Annotated in this window: 20 protein-coding genes; 14 read left to right on the plus strand and 6 right to left on the minus strand. The window is 67.7% G+C overall.

Translation table 11 applies throughout. The features are described from left to right. Nucleotides 1-7: 7 nt before the first annotated feature. The 8 genes from HBE63_RS19305 to HBE63_RS19340 all read left to right on the plus strand — a co-directional run bounded on the left by HBE63_RS19305 (nt 8) and on the right by HBE63_RS19340 (nt 10,202). On the plus strand, nt 8-112 hold the full coding sequence (locus HBE63_RS19305) for a potassium-transporting ATPase (RefSeq protein WP_208301165.1): 105 nt from the start codon (nt 8-10) through the stop codon (nt 110-112). Then, complete coding sequence (locus HBE63_RS19310) at nt 109-198, plus strand: potassium-transporting ATPase subunit F (protein WP_019347277.1); 90 nt, start codon at nt 109-111, stop codon at nt 196-198. Before HBE63_RS19305 ends, HBE63_RS19310 begins: the two co-directional genes overlap by 4 nt. Then, nucleotides 198-1,868, plus strand: coding sequence for a potassium-transporting ATPase subunit KdpA (gene kdpA, locus HBE63_RS19315; protein ID WP_166906182.1), 1,671 nt, complete (start codon nt 198-200; stop codon nt 1,866-1,868). The genes HBE63_RS19310 and kdpA overlap by 1 nt, the downstream gene beginning before the upstream one ends. Then, the gene (gene kdpB / locus HBE63_RS19320; protein WP_166906183.1) at nt 1,868-4,015 is read left to right on the plus strand and encodes a potassium-transporting ATPase subunit KdpB; all 2,148 of its coding nucleotides are present in this window, start codon (nt 1,868-1,870) and stop codon (nt 4,013-4,015) included. Before kdpA ends, kdpB begins: the two co-directional genes overlap by 1 nt. A 1-nt stretch (nt 4,016) precedes the next feature. After that, on the plus strand, nt 4,017-4,877 hold the full coding sequence (locus HBE63_RS19325; protein ID WP_166906184.1) for a potassium-transporting ATPase subunit C: 861 nt from the start codon (nt 4,017-4,019) through the stop codon (nt 4,875-4,877). 19 nt (nt 4,878-4,896) lie between these two features. Next, nucleotides 4,897-7,434 carry a sensor histidine kinase KdpD gene (locus tag HBE63_RS19330; protein ID WP_166906185.1) on the plus strand — a complete coding sequence of 846 codons (2,538 nt, stop codon included), beginning with the start codon at nt 4,897-4,899 and terminating at the stop codon, nt 7,432-7,434. Further along, nucleotides 7,431-8,129, plus strand: coding sequence for a response regulator (locus HBE63_RS19335; RefSeq protein ID WP_166906186.1), 699 nt, complete (start codon nt 7,431-7,433; stop codon nt 8,127-8,129). The genes HBE63_RS19330 and HBE63_RS19335 overlap by 4 nt, the downstream gene beginning before the upstream one ends. Nucleotides 8,130-8,321: 192 nt before the next feature. After that, nucleotides 8,322-10,202, plus strand: coding sequence for a propionyl-CoA synthetase (locus HBE63_RS19340; RefSeq protein ID WP_166906187.1), 1,881 nt, complete (start codon nt 8,322-8,324; stop codon nt 10,200-10,202). A gap of 95 nt (nt 10,203-10,297) precedes the next feature. Here HBE63_RS19340 and HBE63_RS19345 read toward each other — a convergent pair whose 3' ends face one another. Beyond that, nucleotides 10,298-10,801 (minus strand): hypothetical protein, encoded by a 504-nt coding sequence (locus HBE63_RS19345; RefSeq protein ID WP_166902198.1) that lies wholly within the window; start codon nt 10,799-10,801, stop codon nt 10,298-10,300. Between HBE63_RS19345 and HBE63_RS19350 the strand changes: the two genes are divergently transcribed. The 6 genes from HBE63_RS19350 (at nt 10,703) to HBE63_RS19375 (ending at nt 16,459) form a co-directional block, all read left to right on the plus strand. Beyond that, a complete protein-coding gene (locus HBE63_RS19350) occupies nt 10,703-11,059 on the plus strand; it encodes an ArsR/SmtB family transcription factor (protein ID WP_371815044.1) in 357 nt (118 codons plus the stop codon). The genes HBE63_RS19345 and HBE63_RS19350 overlap by 99 nt on opposite strands. 498 nt (nt 11,060-11,557) lie before the next feature. Next, entirely contained in the window at nt 11,558-12,262 is a 705-nt protein-coding gene (locus tag HBE63_RS19355; protein ID WP_166906188.1) for a ZIP family metal transporter, read from the plus strand. Nucleotides 12,263-12,287: 25 nt separating this feature from the next. Beyond that, complete coding sequence (locus HBE63_RS19360; RefSeq protein WP_166906189.1) at nt 12,288-13,073, plus strand: prolipoprotein diacylglyceryl transferase; 786 nt, start codon at nt 12,288-12,290, stop codon at nt 13,071-13,073. Further along, the gene (locus HBE63_RS31480) at nt 13,070-13,573 is read left to right on the plus strand and encodes a hypothetical protein (RefSeq protein WP_243858161.1); all 504 of its coding nucleotides are present in this window, start codon (nt 13,070-13,072) and stop codon (nt 13,571-13,573) included. Before HBE63_RS19360 ends, HBE63_RS31480 begins: the two co-directional genes overlap by 4 nt. Before the next feature lie 8 nt (nt 13,574-13,581). Then, a complete protein-coding gene (locus tag HBE63_RS19370) occupies nt 13,582-15,141 on the plus strand; it encodes a radical SAM protein (RefSeq protein ID WP_166909979.1) in 1,560 nt (519 codons plus the stop codon). Nucleotides 15,142-15,355: 214 nt separating this feature from the next. Next, entirely contained in the window at nt 15,356-16,459 is a 1,104-nt protein-coding gene (locus HBE63_RS19375) for an MPT63 family protein (RefSeq protein ID WP_371815045.1), read from the plus strand. Nucleotides 16,460-16,577: 118 nt separating this feature from the next. Here the strand turns inward: HBE63_RS19375 and HBE63_RS19380 are convergent, their stop codons facing one another. From HBE63_RS19380 to HBE63_RS19400, 5 genes are all read right to left on the minus strand, one after another. Beyond that, nucleotides 16,578-17,522 (minus strand): Ppx/GppA phosphatase family protein, encoded by a 945-nt coding sequence (locus HBE63_RS19380; RefSeq protein WP_166906191.1) that lies wholly within the window; start codon nt 17,520-17,522, stop codon nt 16,578-16,580. Then, complete coding sequence (locus HBE63_RS19385; RefSeq protein WP_166906192.1) at nt 17,513-18,004, minus strand: DUF501 domain-containing protein; 492 nt, start codon at nt 18,002-18,004, stop codon at nt 17,513-17,515. The genes HBE63_RS19380 and HBE63_RS19385 overlap by 10 nt, the downstream gene beginning before the upstream one ends. Beyond that, nucleotides 17,997-18,707, minus strand: a complete 711-nt coding sequence (locus HBE63_RS19390) for a septum formation initiator family protein (protein WP_166906193.1) — start codon at nt 18,705-18,707, stop codon at nt 17,997-17,999. Before HBE63_RS19390 ends, HBE63_RS19385 begins: the two co-directional genes overlap by 8 nt. A gap of 27 nt (nt 18,708-18,734) precedes the next feature. Beyond that, on the minus strand, nt 18,735-20,018 hold the full coding sequence (gene eno / locus HBE63_RS19395; RefSeq protein ID WP_166906194.1) for a phosphopyruvate hydratase: 1,284 nt from the start codon (nt 20,016-20,018) through the stop codon (nt 18,735-18,737). A gap of 84 nt (nt 20,019-20,102) precedes the next feature. After that, nucleotides 20,103-20,834, minus strand: a complete 732-nt coding sequence (locus HBE63_RS19400; RefSeq protein WP_166906195.1) for a lytic transglycosylase domain-containing protein — start codon at nt 20,832-20,834, stop codon at nt 20,103-20,105. Between the last annotated feature and the right edge of the window lie 126 nt (nt 20,835-20,960).

The raw sequence follows: 20,960 nt of genomic DNA on the forward strand, positions 1-20,960 counted from the left end.
CGTAAACGTGTCTTCGAACGGAGACGGCATGCCTGTCCTGCTCTATTTGGTGCTGACAGTGGCGATCTTTGCGCTGCTGGGCCTGGTGCAGAAGTTGGTCGAGGGACTGTGAGCTACGAAAACGTCGTCGGCCTGGGCCTGGCCATCCTCATCGCGCTGTTTCTCTTCGCCGCGCTGCTGTTTCCGGAGAGGTTCTAGTGACTACTACAACCGCGGGGATCGTCTTCCTCGCCGTGCTCATCGCCGCGGTGGCGGCGGTCCACGTGCCGCTCGGCGACTACATGTACCGCGTGTACACGTCGGAGAAGCAGTCGCGCGCCGAGCGCGTCATCTACCGGTTGATCGGCGCCGATCCGAAGGCCGAGCAGACCTGGGGCGCCTACGCCCGCAGCGTGCTGGCCTTCTCCGCGATCAGCATCCTGTTCCTGTTCATTCTGCAGCTGGTCCAGGGCAAGCTGCCGCTGCATCTCAACGATCCGGGCACGCCGATGACACCGGCACTGGCCTGGAACACCGCCGTCAGCTTCGTGACGAACACGAACTGGCAGGCCTATTCCGGTGAATCGACCCAGGGGCACCTGGTGCAGATGGCCGGCCTTGCCGTGCAGAACTTCGTCTCCGCCGCGGTCGGTATGGCGGTGGCCGTGGCGTTGGTGCGTGGCCTGGTTCGGCGCAGCACCGGTGACCTCGGCAACTTCTGGGTCGACCTGGTGCGCGGCAATCTCCGGATCCTGCTGCCGATTTCGATCATCGGCGCGCTGGTCCTGGTCGGCGGTGGGGCCATCCAGAATTTCGCTCTCCACACCGAGGTGGTCAACACCCTCGTCGGCGGTACGCAGACCATCCCGGGCGGCCCGGTCGCCAGCCAGGAAGTCATCAAACTGCTCGGCACCAATGGCGGCGGCTTCTTCAACGCCAACTCGGCGCATCCGTTCGAGAACCCCACCACGTGGACGAACTGGGTGGAGATCTTCCTGATCCTGATGATCCCGTTCTCGCTACCGCGCACGTTCGGACGCATGGTCGGCAGCCCCAAACAAGGTCTGGCGATCGCCTCGGCGATGGCCGTCATCGCCACCATCAGCGTCAGCTTGATGATGCTGTTCCAGTTGCAGGCCCGCGGCACCGTCCCCACCGCCGCCGGCTCCGCGATGGAAGGGGTCGAACAGCGGTTCGGCGTCGCCAACTCCGCGGTGTTCGCGGATGCGACGACACTGACGTCGACGGGTGCGGTGGACTCCTTCCACGACTCGTACACCAGCCTCGGCGGCATGATCACGATGTTCAACATGCAACTCGGTGAGGTGGCCCCCGGCGGCGTCGGCTCCGGCCTATACGGCATGTTGGTCCTGGCGATCATCACCGTGTTCGTCGCAGGCCTCATGGTGGGCCGCACCCCGGAATACCTGGGCAAGAAGATCACCCCCCGGGAGATCAAGCTGGCCGCAACGTATTTCCTCGTAACACCACTGATCGTGCTGACCGGCACCGCGGTGGCCATGGCCATGCCCGGCCAACGGGCGGGCATGCTGAACACCGGGCCACACGGCCTGTCGGAAGTGCTGTACGCGTTCACCTCGGCGGCCAACAACAACGGCTCCGCCTTCGCCGGCATCAGCGTCAACACCGAGTGGTACAACACCGCCCTCGGCCTCTCGATGGTGTTCGGCCGGTTCCTGCCGATCATCTTCGTGCTCGCGTTGGCCGGATCGCTTGCCCGCCAAGGTAAGACACCTGATTCGGCCGGCACACTGCCCACCCATCGACCCCAGTTCGTCGGCATGGTTGCCGGCGTCACGCTGATCCTGGTCGCCCTCACCTTCCTGCCGATGCTCGCACTCGGGCCCCTTGCTGAAGGAATTCACTGATGTCAGTACCTACCCTCGATTCACCGTCATCCGCGCAGCAGAAACCCACTAGTTCCAAGAGAATTCAGGGTGGCCTGCTGGACCCGAAGATGCTGTGGCGCTCGACGCCCGCCGCATTACGCAAGCTCGACCCGCGCACGCTGTGGCGCAACCCCGTCATGTTCATCGTCGAGATCGGCGCGGCCTGGAGTACCTTCCTGGCCGTCACCGACCCGTCGTGGTTCTCCGCGTTGATCGTGGTCTGGCTGTGGCTGACAGTGATCTTCGCCAATCTGGCCGAGGCCGTCGCCGAGGGACGCGGCAAGGCCCAGGCCGAGTCGCTGCGTAAAACCAAGACGTCGACGATGTCCCGCCGGCTCACCGGCTGGTCGCCGGGCTCTCCCGGCCGCGAGGAAGAAGTGGCCGCACCGCTGCTGCAGCAGGGCGACGTCGTCGTCGTCGAGGCCGGCCAGGTCATCCCCGGAGACGGCGATGTCGTGGAAGGCATTGCCTCGGTGGATGAATCGGCCATCACCGGCGAATCGGCACCCGTCATCAGGGAGTCCGGTGGTGACCGGAGCGCCGTCACCGGCGGCACCACGGTGTTGTCCGATCGCATCGTCGTCCAGATCACCCAGAAGCCCGGTGAGAGCTTCATCGACCGGATGATCAACCTCGTCGAGGGCGCCAACCGGCAGAAGACCCCCAACGAGATCGCGCTCAACATCCTGCTGGCCTCGTTGACGATCATCTTCGTCTTCGCCGTCGCGACCCTGCAGCCGCTGGCGATCTTCTCCAAGGCCAACAACCCGGGCGTCCCAGACACCTTGGCGCTCAACGGGAACGGCATCTCAGGCATCGTCATGGTGTCACTGCTGGTGTGCCTGATCCCCACCACCATCGGCGCCCTGCTCTCGGCGATCGGTATCGCCGGGATGGACCGGCTGGTGCAGCGGAACGTGCTGGCCATGTCCGGCCGCGCCGTCGAAGCCGCCGGCGACGTGAACACGTTGCTGCTCGACAAGACCGGCACCATCACCCTCGGTAACCGGCAGGCCGCCGCATTCGTACCGCTGTCCGGTGTCACCCCCGAGCAGCTCGCCGATGCGGCACAGCTGTCCAGCCTGGCCGACGAGACGCCTGAGGGCCGCTCGATCGTAGTGTTCGCCAAGCAGGAATTCGGCCTGCGGGGACGCACACCCGGCGAACTCGACAACGCGCACTGGGTCGAATTCAGCGCCAACACCCGGATGTCGGGCGTCGACCTGTCCGGCGATCACCGACTGCGCAAGGGTGCGGCGGGCGCGGTCGCCGACTGGGTGCGTTCCGAAGGCGGCCGGGTGCCAACCGAACTCGGTGACATCGTGGACGGCATCTCGGCCGCCGGTGGCACCCCGCTGGTGGTCGGGCAGGTGGTGAGCGGGAAGCCCGAAGTACTCGGCGTCATCCACCTCAAGGACGTCGTCAAACAGGGCATGCGGGAACGCTTCGACGAGATGCGCCGCATGGGTATCCGCACCGTGATGATCACCGGCGACAATCCGTTGACCGCCAAGGCCATCGCCGACGAAGCGGGCGTGGACGACTTCCTCGCCGAAGCCACGCCCGAAGACAAGATGGCACTGATCAAGAAGGAGCAGGCCGGCGGCAAGCTCGTCGCGATGACCGGCGACGGCACCAACGACGCCCCCGCCCTGGCGCAGGCCGACGTCGGCGTCGCGATGAACAGCGGGACCTCGGCGGCCAAAGAGGCCGGCAACATGGTGGATCTCGACTCCGATCCCACCAAGCTCATCGAGATCGTCGAGATCGGCAAGCAGCTGCTGATCACGCGTGGGGCACTGACCACGTTCTCGATCGCCAACGACATCGCGAAGTACTTCGCGATCATCCCGGCGTTGTTCGTGGCGCTGTTCCCCGGCCTGGACCTGCTGAACATCATGCGGCTGCACAGCCCGCAATCGGCGATCCTGTCGGCGGTGATCTTCAACGCGATCGTCATCGTGACGCTGATCCCGTTGGCGCTCAAGGGTGTCCGCTACACCCCGAGCAGCGCGTCCAAGCTGTTGAGCCGCAACCTGTACGTCTACGGCCTCGGCGGCATCATCGCGCCGTTCATCGGCATCAAGCTGATCGACCTCGTCGTCCAACTCTTTCCGGAAATGTGACATGAAATTCTCCAACCTGATCCGCCAACATGCAGCCGCCCTGCGGGCACTGCTCGTACTCACCGTGATCCTCGGCATCGGCTATCCGGTCTTCATCTGGCTGGTGTCCCAGATCCCCGGCCTGAGCGAGCGGGCCGACGGATCGCTGATCGAGGTGAACGGAAAGCCGGTGGGCAGCAGCCTGATCGGGCAGTCCTTCACCGATGCCGACGGCAATCCGCTGCCCCGGTACTTCCAGAGCCGGCCGTCCAACGCCGGTGCCGGCTATGACCCGATGGCCAGCGGTGCCGGCAACCTCGGCCCGGAAAGCATCGTCGACCAACCCGACAAGCCCAGCCTGCTTACGCAGGTGTGCACGCGCAGCGCCGCAGTCGGCGAGCTGGACGGCGTCGACGGTGCCCGCCCGTTCTGCACCGGAGGCGGTGTCGGAGCGGTGCTGTCGGTGATCGGAGCCCGCGATGCCCGCGGGAACGTCATCCACCCGACGAAGGTGGTCAGCGTCAACGAGCCCTGCGATACGACGAAGACCCCGTTCCTCAACGCCTACGAGGGCGTCCGCGTCGAATGCGCCATAGCCGGTGAGGACTACAGCGCCGGCCTGATCGTGCCGATCCGCGGCAGCGCGCCCGCTGAGCCCGCGGTGCCGGCCGACGCGGTCACGGCCAGCGGCAGCGGCCTGGACCCGAACATCTCGGTGGCCTACGCGGATCTGCAGGTGAATCGGGTGGCCACGGCCCGCGATCTCAACCCCGAGCTGGTGCGCGCCATCGTGGGCCAGCACACCGACGGACGCACCCTGGGCTTCTTCGGCGAACCGCGGGTCAACGTGCTCGAACTCAACATCGCCCTCGACGCACTGTAGGCACGAGGATGATGGTCTTGTGACTACGCCGGCGTCCAGCCCCACCAAACGTGGTGAGCTGCGCATATACCTGGGCGCGGCGCCCGGCGTGGGCAAGACCTACGCCATGCTCGGCGAAGCACACCGCCGGGTCGAGCGCGGCACCGACCTGGTTGCCGCGGTGGTCGAAACGCACGGGCGCAAGAAGACCGCCGATCTGCTCGACGGCATCGAGACCATCTCGCCGCGCTACGTCGAGTACCGGGGAGGCCGCTTCCCCGAACTCGACGTGGCCGCGGTGCTGGCCCGCAACCCACAGGTGGTGTTGGTCGACGAACTCGCCCACACCAACACCCCCGGCAGCAAGAACGCCAAGCGCTGGCAGGACGTCGAGGAACTGCTCGACGCCGGGATCACCGTGATATCCACGGTCAACGTCCAGCACCTGGAAAGCCTCAACGACGTGGTCACCCAGATCACCGGAATCGAGCAGCAGGAGAAGGTTCCCGACGAGGTCGTCCGGGCCGCCGACCAGATCGAGCTGGTCGACATCACGCCGGAGGCGCTACGCCGCAGACTGTCCCACGGCAACGTCTACGCACCGGAACGTATCGATGCCGCGATGTCCAACTACTTCCGGCGCGGAAACCTCACCGCACTGCGGGAACTGGCCCTGTTGTGGCTGGCCGATCAGGTCGACGCCGCACTGGCCAAGTACCGCGCCGACAACAAGATCACCGACACGTGGGAAGCCCGAGAACGCGTCGTGGTCGCCGTCACCGGCGGCGCCGAGTCGGAAACCTTGGTACGCCGGGCATCCCGCATCGCCTCGAAATCCAGCGCCGAACTGATGGTGGTCCACGTCGTTCGCGGGGACGGGCTCTCAGGTGTCTCGGCACCCCAGATGGGCAAGGTGCGAGAACTGGCCATCAGCCTGGGCGCCACCCTGCACACCGTCGTCGGCGACGACGTACCCACGGCGCTACTGGATTTCGCGCGCGAACGCAACGCCACCCAGTTGGTGCTCGGTACGTCGAGGCGGTCCCGGTGGGCCCGAATGTTCGATGAGGGCATCGGCAATGCGGTGGTGCAGCACTCCGGCAAGATCGACGTCCACATGGTGACCCACGAGCAGGCCCGTCGCGGGTTCGGCTGGTCGACGGCCACACCCCGGCAACACCACATCGCGTCCTGGCTTGCGGCCCTGGTGGTTCCGTCCGCGATCTGCCTGCTGATCGTCGGGGTGCTGGATCCGATCCTCGGGGTCAGCGGCGAAAGCGCCCTGTTCTTCATCGGCGTGCTGATCGTCGCGCTACTCGGCGGCGTCGCGCCTGCCGCGCTGTCGGCCCTGCTGTCCGGGCTGCTGCTGAACTACTTCCTGGTGGCGCCGCGGCACACGTTCACCATCTCCGAACCCGACAGCGCGGTCACGGTGGTGGTGCTGCTGCTGGTCGCCGTTGCCGTCGCGGCACTCGTCGATGGGGCAGCGAAACGGGCCCGCGAAGCCCGGAAGGCCTCGCAGGAGGCCGAATTACTGACCCTGTTCGCCGGGTCGGTGCTTCGCGGCGCCGACCTCACCACCCTGTTGGAACGGCTGCGCGAGACCTACTCCCAACGAGCGGTGAGTCTGCTGCGGGAACACAACGGAACCGCGGAGATCGTTGCGTGCGTCGGCACCAAGCCGTGTGCCGAGGTGGACACCGCCGACACCGCGATCGAAGTCGGCGACGACGAATTCTGGCTGTTGATGGCCGGACGCAAACTCGCCGCCCGCGATCGCCGTGTGCTCAGTGCAGTCGCCAAACAGGCTGCGGGGCTGGTCAAACAACGCGAACTTACCGAAGAGGCGAGCAAGGCCGCGGCCATCGCGCAGGCCGACGAACTGCGTCGATCGTTGCTCTCGGCGGTCAGTCACGACCTGCGTACCCCGCTGGCCGCGGCCAAGGCGGCGGCGTCGAGCCTGCGCAGCGAGGACATCGACTTCTCGGCCGAGGACACCGCTGAACTGCTGGCCACCATCGAGGAATCCGTCGACGCGCTCACTGCACTCGTCGGCAACCTGCTGGACTCGTCCCGACTGTCGGCCGGGGTGGTCCGCCCCGAGCTGCGCCGCGTATATCTGGAGGAGACGGTGCAGCGCGCGCTGCTGGGAATCAGCAAGGGCGCCACCGGCTTCACCCGCGAGGGTCTGGACCGGGTGAAGGTCGAGGTCGGCGATGCGGTGGCGATGGCCGACGCCGGGTTGCTCGAGCGGGTGCTGGCCAACCTGATCGACAACGCCCTGCGGTATGCAACCGACGGCCCCATCCGGGTCAGCGCCGGGCAGGTGGCCGACCGGGTACTGATCGCGGTGATCGACGAAGGGCCCGGGATGCCGCGCGGGGCCGAGGAACAACTCTTCGCGCCGTTCCAGCGGCTCGGCGATCACAACACCTCCATTGGCGTCGGGCTGGGTCTGTCCGTGGCGCGCGGCTTCGTCGAAGCCATGGGTGGAGCCATCTCGGCGACCGACACTCCCGGCGGCGGTCTGACCGTCGAAATCGACCTTGCCGCACCGCCAAAGGATGAATCCGCATGACATCCACCGCTCCCAAGATCCGTGTCCTGGTGATCGACGACGAACCTCAGATCCTGCGCGCGCTGCGGATCAACCTGTCGGTGCGCGGCTATGAGGTCGTCACCGCCACCGACGGCGGGCAGGGGCTGCGCGCGGCCGCCGATCACCGGCCCGACGTGATCGTGCTCGATCTCGGCCTGCCGGACATGTCGGGCATCGACGTGCTGGCGGGCCTGCGCGGTTGGCTCTCGGCTCCGGTGATCGTGCTCTCGGCCCGCACCGACTCGTCCGACAAGGTCGAGGCGCTCGACGCCGGCGCTGACGACTACGTCACCAAACCCTTTGGCATGGACGAATTCCTGGCCCGACTGCGGGCGGCCGTGCGCCGCGGAGCGGCGGCTTCAGAAACCGATGAGCCCGTCATCGAAACCTCCTCGTTCACCGTCGATCTCGCTGCCAAGAAGGTGACCAAGAACAACAACGAGGTACACCTGACCCCCACCGAGTGGGGCATGCTGGAGATGCTGGTGCGCAACCGCGGCAAGTTGGTCGGCCGCGAAGAACTGCTGCGTGAGGTGTGGGGGCCGGCCTACGCCAAGGAGACCCACTATCTGCGGGTGTACCTGGCCCAGCTGCGCCGCAAGCTCGAGGACGACCCGTCACATCCGGTGCACCTGCTGACCGAGGCGGGGATGGGCTACCGCTTCCAGGAGTGACATTTCCCCGGCCGAGCAGACGCGTAGGTACCCGAAAATCCACGTTCCCGGGTACCTACGCGTCTGCTCGCGGGGGGAGGTGACCGACCTCCACCGACCGATGACCGCGCGTAACTGACCACCCGTCGCGGGCAGGCCACCGACCACCGACAATCTCCGACCACCACAAGGCGGGCAGGCTACGGTGCCGGTATGTCAGGTGATGGTGCCCTTTACCGTGGTCTCTTCGAAGCCAGCCTCAACGACCCGGCCACCTTCTGGGCCGACGCCGCCAAGGCGGTGACCTGGACCTCTGAGCCGCAGCGCGTACTCGATGACACCAAGCCGCCGTTCTACCGGTGGTTCCCCGACGGCGAGCTCAACACCTGCGCCAATGCCCTGGATCGCCACGTCGCCGAACGCGGCGATCAGGCCGCGCTGATCTACGACTCCCCCGTCACCGGCACGAAGGCCACCTACACCTACCGCGAGTTGCGCGACGCCACCGCCCAGTTCGCCGGGGCCCTGCGCGGGCTCGGGGTGAACAAGGGCGACCTGGTGGTGATCTACATGCCGATGGTCCCCGAGGCCGTCATCGCGATGCTGGCCTGCGCCCGGCTCGGTGCGGTGCACTCGGTGGTGTTCGGCGGATTCGCCGCCCATGAGTTGGCGACCCGCATCGACGACGCCCGTCCCGTGGTCGTGGTGAGCGCATCCTGCGGCATCGAGCCGACGCGCACCATCGAGTACAAGCCCATGCTGGACGCCGCACTCGAGATCGCGGAGCACAAGCCTCGAGGCTGCGTGATCCTGCAGCGCGAGCAGTGCCCCTGCGAACTGGTCGACGGGCGCGATCACGACTGGCAGCGGCTGGTGGCCGGCGCGCAACCGGCCGATCCGGTGCCCGTGGCCGCCACCGACCCGCTGTACGTGCTCTACACGTCGGGCACCACCGGAAAACCCAAGGGCATCGTCCGTGACAACGGCGGGCACGCGGTGGCCCTGCTATGGAGCATGCGCCACCTCTACGACGTGGCACCCGGCGACGTGTTCTGGGCGGCCTCCGATGTCGGCTGGGTCGTCGGGCACTCCTACATCGTGTACGCGCCATTGTTGTTGGGCGCGACAACCGTTCTCTACGAAGGCAAACCGGTCGGCACCCCCGATGCCGGGGCATTCTGGCGAGTAGCCGCCGAGTACGGCGTCAAGGCGCTGTTCACCGCCCCGACCGCGATCCGCGCGATCAAGAAGGAAGACCCTGAGGCCACCCGACTGGCCGATTACGACCTGTCCGGGCTCAAGTACCTGTTCCAGGCCGGAGAGCGACTCGACCCCGACACCTACCACTGGGCCGCCGACAAACTCGGTATCCCGGTGGTCGACCACTGGTGGCAGACCGAGACCGGATGGGCGATCGCCGCTGACCCGATGGGCGTCGAACCCCTGCCGATCAAGGCCGGTTCGGCCACGGTGCCGATGCCCGGTTATGACGTTCAGATCCTGCGCTCGGACGGCACCCGATGCGAGCCCGGTGAGGAAGGCGCCATCTGCATCAAACTGCCGCTGCCGCCGGGCACACTGCCCACGCTGTGGGGTGACGACCATCGCTACGTCGCGTCATATCTGTCTGCGTTCACCGGGTATTACCTCACCGGCGACGGCGGCTACCTGGATTCCGACGGCTACCTGTTCGTGATGGGCCGCACCGACGACGTGATCAACGTTGCTGGACACCGGTTGTCGACGGGGTCGATCGAGGCTGTGCTGGCCGACCATCCCTCGGTGGCCGAATGCGCGGTGATCGGCGTCGCCGACGAACTCAAGGGACAGGTGCCGCGCGGCTTCGTGGTGCTCAAAACCGGGGCCACGACCGACGGGATCACCCAGGAGCTCGTCGACCGGGTGCGCGAGAATATCGGCGCAGTGGCGGTTTTCAAGAAGGTCGACGTGGTGGCCGCGTTGCCCAAGACCCGCTCAGGCAAGATCCTGCGCAAGACCATGCGCGGGATCGCCGACGGGCTCGACGAGCCGGTGCCCTCCACCATCGAGGATCCCGCGGTGCTCGACGCGCTCAAGGACGTCCTGCGCCCCTAGTTTCCTCCCGCGAGCAGACGCAAAACTGCCCTGAATCCACTAATTTTGGGCAGTTTTGCGTCTGCTCGCGGTGGGAAAGCTACCGCCAGGCGCGGTTACCCAACAGCCGCAGGCCATTGAGGGTGACCAGGATGGTCGAACCCTCGTGGCCCGCCCCCCCAGCGGTAACGGCAAGTGCCCGAACAGATCCATGTCACCAACACCGTGATCACCGTCGCTGCGATCACCAGATTGGCGATGACCAGGCGCCGGGCCCGCCGGGACAACGCGACCACTGCGGCAATCGCCGAGAGGTCGTCGCCGACGGTGACGACGTCGGCAGTGTCGACCGTGAGATCGGCGCCGGTGAGGGCATGCAGCGCCTGGACCGCCGCAGCCGCACCCGGGCGGGTCTGGTCATGCAGCCCCAGCACCCCGATCGCCTGGCCGTCCGCGGTCACGACAACGGCGGTCGCCCCGCCGGACTCGATCTCGGCCACGGCCCGGATCGCCAGGCCCGCATACGCCGCCGGGCTGAGCACCTCGACCGGGCACCTGTCGACGATCGCCCGGACCCCACGGCCCGCGCAGGCGGTGAATCCGGTGGCCTCCGGCACCACGATGGCACAGCGTGCCGCCTGACCCGGCTGCGGGAATCGCCGTGCTCGGTCACCGAACTGTCCGCGGCAGTCGGCATGGAGCAGCCCGCGGTTTCCAATCAACTCCGGTTATTGCGGGCGCTCGGTCTGGTGACCGGCGACAGGCCCGGCCGCAACATCGTGTACCGGCTCTACGACAGCCATGTCGCGCAACTGCTCGATGAGGCCATCTACCACATCGAGTGCCTCCGGCTCGGCGCCCGCGACACCTCCGCCTGAGCCCCTAAAGCCGCCGCAGCCAAAGAGTTTCACAGACTGTTCACCCGGTGCGTCCGCGCCTGAAATAACCCTCGCGCAAAACGCCCGCCGTTTCGGGAAACCTTTATTTTCACGGAGGCCCGAACTATTGTGAAATCGTTATATGTTGATATCCGCCCCAACTCGGGAGTTTGCTGCTGGTCACGCCGGTGGTGCCCGAACAGTGAGGAGTTGAACGACGATGCGCATGGCAACCAAGGGATCCTGCACCTGTCGCTGTAATGCCTGCGACGGTGGCCACCACTGCGGAAACCCCCCGAACTGCAACGCGCGGCGCTGATGCCGTCGGTGACCTGTCGCCCGGGCAGCCGGCGACAGGTCACCACCCTCAGCCGCTACGCCACCTGAACATCGAGCCATAATTCATCGATCGCACCGATCGGTCGTGCGATCTCGCGCCTTGCCGCTTCTTCCGGTCGCGTCCCGCGATCCCCCGCTCTGTTGGCTTATGCTGCGGCTGTGCTCACCGCGCTGATCTGGGGCCTGGTCGCCGCATCCTCACTGTTGATCGGCGCGATCGCAGGCGTAGTCCGGGACTGGAATCAACGCCTCGTCGGCCTCGTCCTCGGTTTCGGCGCCGGCGCGCTCATCTCCAGCATCTCCTTCGAACTCGCCGAGGAAGGATTCCGGGCCAGTGGCGCCTGGACCGTGGCGTTCGGCCTCGCCCTCGGGGCGGTGGTGTTCTATCTTGCGGACAAGGCCGTAGATCGACTGGGCCGCAAGGGAACCCAAACCGCCGGCCTGCCGCTGCTCCTGGGCGCCCTGCTCGACGGCATTCCCGAACAGGCCGCGCTCGGCATCGGTATCGCGACCGGAGCCGGCGTCAGCCTCGCCCTGGTGGTGTCCATCTTCGTGTCCAACCTCCCCGAGTCCATCGGATCGGCAAGCGACATGCGATCAGCCGGTGAGCCGGCCCGCCGGATTGTGGGCGGCTGGGCCGTCATCGCTGCGCTGTGCGCGGTGGCCACCGTCGGCGGCTATCAGCTGCAGAATGTCGCCGGCGCCGAGTTCCAGGGCGGTATCAACGGTTTCGCTGCCGGCGCGCTACTGGTCATGTTGGTGGGGTCGATGATCCCGGAGGCCACCCAGAAAGCCCGCGAGAACGCCGGACTGGCGGCCGTGCTGGGATTTGCCGTCGCCGCGGGCCTGTCGCTGGCCGGGTGAACCGGCCACGGGTTAGGTTCGGCAGGTGACTGCGCAGTGGCACTTGGGGCCTGTCACCGTCGGGGTGCACAACCTTTTTGTCGCCCTCGGGGTGTTCGCCGCCCTGCTCGTGTTCGTCGCCGAGGCCCGCCGACGCGGCGCGGTCAACGAGCAGTCCGTCGTCGCCGCGGCCGGGGCGCTGATCGGTGGCGCGATCGGGATGCGGCTGACCGGGTGGCTCCACCACCTCGACCTCAGCGCCAATCCGAGCCTGGCGCAGGCCTGGCAGTTCGGCTCGCGCAGCATTCTGGGCGGGCTGCTCGGCGCCTACCTCGGGGTGCTGATCGCGAAGCGGCTGGGCGGTTATCGCGGAAAGACCGGTGATCTGTTCGCGCCCGCGGTGGCCCTTGGCATGGCGATCGGCCGCATCGGCTGCCACCTCACCGAAGCCCCCGGCCGGCCCACCACGCTGCCGTGGGGGATCCACGCCCCGGCCGACACCCCCGAATGCCCGGGATGCCTGGCCGGAGTGGCCATGCACCCGTCGTTTCTGTACGAGATCGCCTTCCAGCTCACCGTATTCGCCGTATTGCTGTGGCTGCGTCCCCGGATCGGCAGGCCCGGCGAACTGTTCGTGCTCTACGTGGCCGGCTACGCGGTGTTCCGCTTCCTCGTCGAGTTCGTCCGAGCCAACGAGACCGTGTGGCTGGATCTGACCCGCCCGCAATGGTTCCTGCTGCCATCGCTGCTGATCCTGGGGTTTCGGCTGTGGTACGGCTACCGCCGCGGGTACTATCGCAACCCAGCCCGCACTCAGGAGGTGCCCGTATGACGACACCACCCGGCGCACCTGACGACACTCCTCCGGAGGGCTTCACACCGCCGGCCTACGGCCAACAAAGCTTTGAGCCACAAGGTATCCCGCCCGGTTATCACGGTGACCCGCAGCCGCCTCCGCCCCCGGGATATCCGGTGTACCCGTACCCGCCGGGCTATTCCTACGGCCCGCCGCCGCAGCCCCCACGGCGCGTCTCGGTCCCCATGGTGATCCTCGGCCCGTTTCTCTACGCCGCACTCAACCTGGTGATCGGGTTCGCCGGCTTCATGGGCGCCGGCGCCGCCGACAGCGCCGGCGGCAGCACCAACCTCGTGCTGGGCGGCACCGCGGTTCTGCTGGCCGTCATCGCGTTCGGCGGCGGCACCGTGATGTTGTTGTCCAAGAATCCGACGGCCAAGGGCCTCGGCATCGGACTGATGGTCGGCTGGGCCCTGGTCTCGCTGTTCACCGCCGGCTTCTGCACCGGCATCAACCCCGATCTGTACGCCCTGTGAGCACCGGAATGGGGTTGCGCGGCGACCGTCTGCACCGCTACGTCACCGCGTTCTGCCCGCACTGTCATACCGAGGCACCCGAGCGCCCGCTGGCCGACGTCGCGCGTCTGGCCGGCATCCTGGTCGAGCGTGAGGGGCACATCTGGCTCGAACGTGGCTGCCGCGCACACGGATTGGTGCGCACCCTGTATGACGAGGATCCCGAGATCCTGTCCTACCTGGAGGAGTGGACCGCCCCGACCAAGGCCCACATCCCCGACGTCGCCGGGAACTTCGACCCGATTCCCTCGGCCTACCTGCGCGGCCTGCCCGAGATGCAGACCCAGCACACCTGCATCCTGCTGCAGGACATCGCCGAGACCTGCAACCTACGCTGCCCCACCTGCTTCACCGCCAGCTCGCCCGATCTGCGGCATGTGGTGCCGGTTGCGGACGTGCTGGCCAACGTCGACCAGCGGTTGGCCCGGGAGAACGGCCGCCTTGACGTCCTGATGCTCAGTGGTGGCGAACCCACCTTGCACCCGCACCTGGCCGACCTGCTCGACGAACTGGTAGCCCGGCCGATCACCCGGATCCTGGTCAACAGCAACGGGGTCCGCATCGCCAACGACGACGCACTGCTGGATCTGCTCACCACACACCGCGAACGGGTCGAGGTGTACCTGCAATACGACGGCTTGTCCGAACAGGCCCACCGCCATCACCGCGGCGGCGATCTCCGGCGCACCAAAGTCCAAGCCCTACAACGGCTCTCCGAGCGGGAGATCTTCACCACCCTGGTGATGACGACCGCACTGGGCATCAACGACGACGAGATCGGGGACATGGTCCGGCTGGCCCTGGAGACTCCGTACGTCGGCGGGCTCACCATTCAGCCGCAGTTCGGTTCCGGACGTTCGGGCGCGATCGACCCCATGGACCGGCTGACCCACACCGGGGTGCTCAAGCGGCTGGGCCCACAGACCGGCGGAGCCGTCACCTGGCGCGATCTGACCGCGCTGCCCTGCTCGCACCCGCACTGCTGTTCGGTCGGCTATCTGGTCCGTGACGACGGCGACCAGTGGCGCTCGCTGGTATCGCTGATCGGCGCCGAGAGCCTCAAAGCCAAGCTGGGCCTGGTGTCCAACAGGATCGCCGACACCGAGCTACCCCGCGAACTGCGCATGGCAGTGCAGGAGTCACTGCTCGGGCTGCTCTCGGAGCAGTCGTCGCTCTCGCATCCTCAGATCGGTGACGTCTGGCGCGCCATCTGTGAGGGCTGCGACCTGGGGATGGGGACTCTGCTGACGCTGGCGTCCTCGGCCCTGCCGGGCCGTCGCCGCAAGATCCGCAAATTGCTGGGCGAGCGGGTGGTGCGGCTGACCGTCAAGCCGTTCATGGACATGTCCACGATGATCGAGGAGCGGCTGACCCAGTGCTGTGTACACGTCGGCACCCGCTCCGGGCAGTCGGAATCGGCCCAACACCAGTGCGCGCCGTTCTGCGCCGTACAAGCCTGGCCCGCTCTGGGGCGGCAGCGGCTGTCCCTGTCGGTAGGGCAGGCATTACCGCTCATCGAGATTCGATGAGCCGGCGAACTGGCTGGTCATCGTCGTATTGGGGCCCGACCAGCGGCCTCTGCGACCAGGTCGACGGCGTTTTCTGCCAGGCACCGATGGCAGAAACTGTGAACTACTGTCCCTAACCGTCCTCTTAAGCTGATAACTTCGCATGAAGTGGGTGTCCCACTGCCGGGGGGCCTGCCACCTCTCTTTGGACGAGTCAGGAGTGAACGCCTTGAAGATGACGAATATCAGTGCGGCCTTTGCCGGAGCGGCTGTTGCCGCCGCGGCGATCGTCGCCACCGCCCCGATGGCGCTGGCCGACGACAGCGCCGTCACCACCGCCGCGCTCGGCAGCCAGGGCAAGCTGGACAATGGCACCCAGAGCTGGACGATCACCGACCTGAAGCCCAGCACTGACACCATCAACTACCAGCCCCGCGGCACCCTGTGGGAGGTCACCGCCACCAATGAGGCCCTCGAGGGCTCGGTGACGCCGATCGTCTCCAACTTCAACATCCGCGCCGCTGACGGACAGAACTACCGCGCGCTGTTCCAGGTGCCCAGCACGCAGGGCGTCAACCCGGCCACCCTGGCCCAGGGCCAGAAGACCAGCGGCAAGATCTACTTCGACGTGACCGGCGACCAGCCGACCTCCGTCGTGTACAACGCGGGCGGCCATGACGTCCTGGCGTGGGACAAGACCGCTGCACCCGCCGCAGCCCCGGCCGCCGGCGCTCCGAAGCGTCCGGCCCCCGCCGCGGCTCCGGCTGCCGCACCTGCGGCCGCACCGGCTGCCGGCACTCCCGCTGCTGCTCCTGCCGCCGCCTCCCCGGCCGCCGCGCCCGCCGCCATCCCGGCTGCACCGGCCGGCACCGGCGCAGGTAGCCGCGCGACGGACCTGCCTGCCGCAACCCCCGCCGCTCCGGGCGCTCCGGCCGCTCCGGCCGCAACCCCCGCCGCTCCGGGCGCTCCGGGCGCTCCCGCGGCAACCCCGGCCGGCACCGAAGCGGTTCCGGCCGCTCCGGCACCGGGCACCGAGTCCACCCCGGTCGCGCACGGCACGCCGGTCTCCGAAGGTGCACCGGCACCGGCCGCCACCGGTGCGGGCAACGCCGCCACCGCGATCTCGCCGGCCGAGGGCGTGCCCGCTGAAGGTGTCCCCGCTGAAGGTGTCCCCGCCGCTGTTCCGGGCGCTCCGGCAGCCCCGGCACCGGGTGCTCCGGCCGCTCCGGCTGCCCCCGGCACCGAGCCCGCGTTGGTTCCGGCCGGCACCCAGCCGGTCATCACGCCCGCCCCGGCCCCCGCGGTCGCCCCGGCGAGCAACCACGGGACCGTGTCCTGATCTGAGTAGTCAAGGCAACGGCCGGACGCGGGCAACCGCGTTCGGCCGTTGTTTTTGTGTGTGGAGCCGCGGACGCGCAGCCGCTTACGCGGAAACGGCGGGCAGAGAACCCGACGGGTCAGGCGATCGACAGCGCGATGCCGTCGAGAATGTCGTGCTCGCTGACCACCAGTTCACCGATACCGGCCCGCAGCCCGAGAACAGCCGCCAACTCCTCGACGATGATCGCACCGCCGCCGATCACATCGGCACGGCCGGCATGCATCGGGCCGAGTGCCAGACGTTCGGCTTTGGACATTCCTATCAGCTGCGCACACACCACGAGCAGCTCGTCGAACTCGATGCGGGACAGATGAATTGCGTCTGGGTCGTATTCGGTCATGTGCTGCGCCAGCGCCGACAGCGTGGTCATCGTCCCCGCCACACCCACCCACGTGCGCGCACCTTCGACCGGAACCACCCGCAACGCCTCGGCCAGGCCGTCACGAGCCATCACCCGTGCCTGCTCCACCTCGTCCGCGGTGGGTGGATCGGAGTGCAGGCACCGTTCGGTGAGCCGGACACACCCGATGTCGGCGGAGAAGCTCGCCTGCACGGCCGTCTCACCGAGCACCAGTTCGGTTGAGCCTCCGCCCAGATCGACCACGATAAACGGGCCCGCGGCAGGGTCGAGTTCACCGACCGCGCCGCGGAACGACAGCTCGGCCTCCTCGGTACCGGTGATCACCTCGGCCACCGACCCCGGGACCACCTTGCCCAGCAGGCGAGCGGTCATCGCGAAGAACTCGTCGCGGTTGCCGGCATCCCGTGCGGCCGAGGTGGCGACCATCCGCACCGCGGTCACCGAATGCTCGGCCATCAACGCCGCATAGTCAGCCAGCGCGGACTCGGTGCGCGCCAATGCTTCCGGAGCGAACTGACCGGTGGCGTCGACGCCCTGACCCAGCCGTACCACCCGCATCTCGCGGTGCACGTCGCGCAGCTTTCCGTCCACCACGTCGGCGATCAACAGACGAATCGAGTTGGTGCCACAGTCGATTGCGCCGACCCGCCTCAAACCCATACCTCTCGGTCCAGGATTCCCGCCATCGCAGGTTCGACCGCGAGCACCGCGAGCGCCTCGTCACCAAAGGGGTTGATGCCGGGGCCTTTTGCCAACGAGTGGGCCATCACCACATGCAGGCATTTGACCCGGTCGGGCATACCGCCGCCGGTGAACGTGGTACCCAACGATTCGATCGCGTCCCGCTCGGCCAGATACGACTCGTGCGCCCGCCGATACCCGGCAGCCAGCTCCTCATCCTGTTGCAGGCGTTCCGTCATCTCCCGCATCAACCCGGAGGATTCCAGCCGGCTGGCCGCGGCGGTCAACGCAGGGTGCGTCAAGTAGTACAACGTCGGGAACGGCGTGCCATCGGGCAATCTCGGTGCGGTCTTCACCACCCCGGGCTCGCCGTTCGGGCAGCGGTACGCGATCTCAAGGACACCGCGCGGTTCACGACCCAGTTGCCGCTCCACGGCCTCAATGTCGGCGGAATCAACCATGGGGACCTCCGGGCTCGGCCGGCGGCGGTGGCACAGGCGGCCCGCCGGGAGGAGGTCCGCCCGGCACTCGCGGCGCTCCGCCGATGGTGGGCGAAACCCCGTGCGGTTCATCGGCGATCGTGTGCCACAGCGAGGTGTACCAGGGCTGGCCGACAGGCACGGTCGAACCAGGCAGCACCGCCTCCCCCGGCTCACCTGACGCCACGGCCCCCTGGGGCAGCTGCACCTGATACGGGGTGTCGCCGGGCATGACGAAACCGAGCCGCTCCCTGGCCTGGGCCGCGATGTACACCGGGTCGGCCAGTTTGACCTTCTGCTGTTCGAGGCCGGCGATCTGGGTCCGCAACTGCTCCTCGCTGGCCTTGAGTTGTTTCATCTCGGTGCGCTGGGCGAAGTAGGTGCGGACCGGCCCGGCGATGGTCAGGGTCAGCACGCACACCACCGCGGCCAGAATTGCCGCCCGGCGCGCAGTCGACCCGAACCGCTGTTCAGACTGCAGCTCGGCCTGCTGCTGAGCTTGCACGGCAATGGCTTTGGTGACCGCCTCGTCAGCGACCGGCGCGGCCTGCGCCGGTCGGGACTCGGCCGTCCGGCGCTTGGGTTGTGAAGCGCGCGGCCGATTCGACTCCCCGGCCTTACCCGGCTTGCCGGGTCGGGAGGCCGGGGAGCGTCGCTTCGGATCGGGCCGCTTCGCTTCAGGCATCGACGTAGGGGGGCGCAGACGCCTGCGTTACTTGGCCTCGAACCGAGGGAACGCGAGATCACCCGCGAAACGCGCGGCGTCGCCCAGTGCCTCCTCGATGCGCAGCAGCTGGTTGTACTTGGCCACCCGCTCGCTGCGGGCCGGGGCGCCGGTCTTGATCTGACCGCTGCCCACCGCGACCGCGAGGTCGGCGATGGTGGTGTCCTCGGTCTCACCGGAGCGGTGGCTCATCATGGTGCGGTAACCGCTGTTGTGTGCCAGCGCAACAGCATCCAGGGTTTCGGTGAGCGTGCCGATCTGGTTGACCTTCACCAGCAGCGCGTTGGCGGCGCCACGCTCGATGCCGTCCTCGAGACGTTCCGGGTTGGTGACGAACAGATCGTCGCCGACCAGCTGGATCCGGTCGCCGATCGCCGAGGTCAGCGCCACCCAGCCGTCCCAGTCATCCTCGGACAGCGGGTCTTCGATCGACACCAGCGGGTAGGCGTCGATCAGACCGGCGTAGAACTCGGCCATCTGCTCGGCGGTGCGGGTCTCCTTCTCGAAGGCGTAACCCGAACCCTCCGTGTAGAACTCGGTGGCGGCGACGTCCAGCGCCAGCGCCACATCGCTGCCGAGCTTGAAGCCGGTGGCCTCGATGGCCGTCGCGATCAGGTCCAGGGCGGCCGTGGTGCCCGCGACGTCGGGCGCGAAGCCGCCCTCATCGCCGAGACCCGTGGACAGCCCCTGCTTCTTGAGCACGGCCTTGAGCGAGTGGTAGACCTCGGTACCCCAGCGCAGCGACTCCTTGAATGAGGGCGCGCCGATCGGGGCGACCATGAACTCCTGGACGTCCACCCCGGTGTCGGCGTGGGCGCCGCCGTTGAGGATGTTCATCATCGGCACCGGAAGGATGTGCGCGTTCGGGCCACCGAGGTAGCGGAACAGCGGCAGCGCGGCACTGTCGGCCGCGGCCTTGGCCACCGCGAGAGAGACGCCGAGGATCGCGTTGGCGCCCAGCCGGGACTTGTCCGCGGTGCCGTCGAGATCCAGCAGCGCCTGGTCGACGAGACGCTGATCGTCGGCGGCCAGGCCGATGATCGCCGGGGCGATCTCGTCGAGAACGGCCTCAACGGCCTTCTCGACGCCCTTGCCGCCGTAGCGGGAGCCGCCGTCGCGCAGCTCCACCGCTTCGTGCTCGCCGGTCGATGCGCCCGACGGCACCGCAGCCCGAGCGAACGTGCCGTCGGTCAGGGCCACCTCGACCTCGACCGTCGGGTTGCCACGGGAGTCGAGGATCTCGCGGGCTCCAACCTGCTCGATGATGGGCACTGGCTTCTCCTTATTGAGTCCGGCGTGTAGGGATGAGACTAGATCGTGGCGGGCGCGACGACGTGTTTGGGCTTGTCACACGTGTCACAGGCCGTGGCCGGCCGCGTACGCCGTCGCCCAGTCACGGACCATGCGGGCGTACTGGTCGGAGTTGTTGTAGGCCTTGAGCGCCGTCATCCAGCCCCTCGGGGTGGACAGGTCCTTGCCGTACCAGCACAGCAGACCGGCGGCCGAGAGCGCGGCGTCATCGAAGTTGTCCGGGCTCACGACCCCGTCGTTGTTGGCGTCCACCCCGAAATGACCCCAGGTCTCCGGGATGAACTGCATCGGCCCCATGGCACGGTCCATCAGCGGATCCCCGTCGAGCTTGCCCTTGTCGGTGTCCGGAATGCGCAGGTTGCCGGCGGTGCCATCCAATTGCACGCCACGGATGGGCGGGGTGACGTCGCCGTTGCGCGCGACCATCGCGCCGCGATAGGTGCCGTGATGGCTCTCGACCATGCCGATGCCGGCCAGCGTGGTCCAGGCCACCTTGCATTTGGGGTTCTCCACCTGGGCAACGCGCGCGGCGTAGGCGTAGGCCTCCAGGGCGTTGACGGGCATGCCCATGGCGGGCGCTCGCTGCGCCGCCCATTCGTGCAGCTGATCGGCTGGTCTGCCCTTGGCATAGGTGTCGATGGCAGGCACCGCGTCCCCGGCCGGCGGCGGCACGCCCTCCGGAATCGGCGTCCCCAGATGCCACGAACAGCTGGATGCCAACAGCAGCGCTGTCGCAGCAACTACGGCGACAGCCCGCAGCCAACGCACTGGCGACACCAGACTCCCTCAACCCCGCTCGATCTGATTGGCCATCGTCGCATGCGCGACTGTCGACGCGTCGGGCGACGGGCCCGCGCCAGCGGAACGGCAGGTGAACTCAGCCGGCCCCACAGGGCCCCCTGC

The organism is Mycobacterium sp. DL440, assembly GCF_011745145.1.
Taxonomy (GTDB): Bacteria; Actinomycetota; Actinomycetes; order Mycobacteriales; family Mycobacteriaceae; genus Mycobacterium.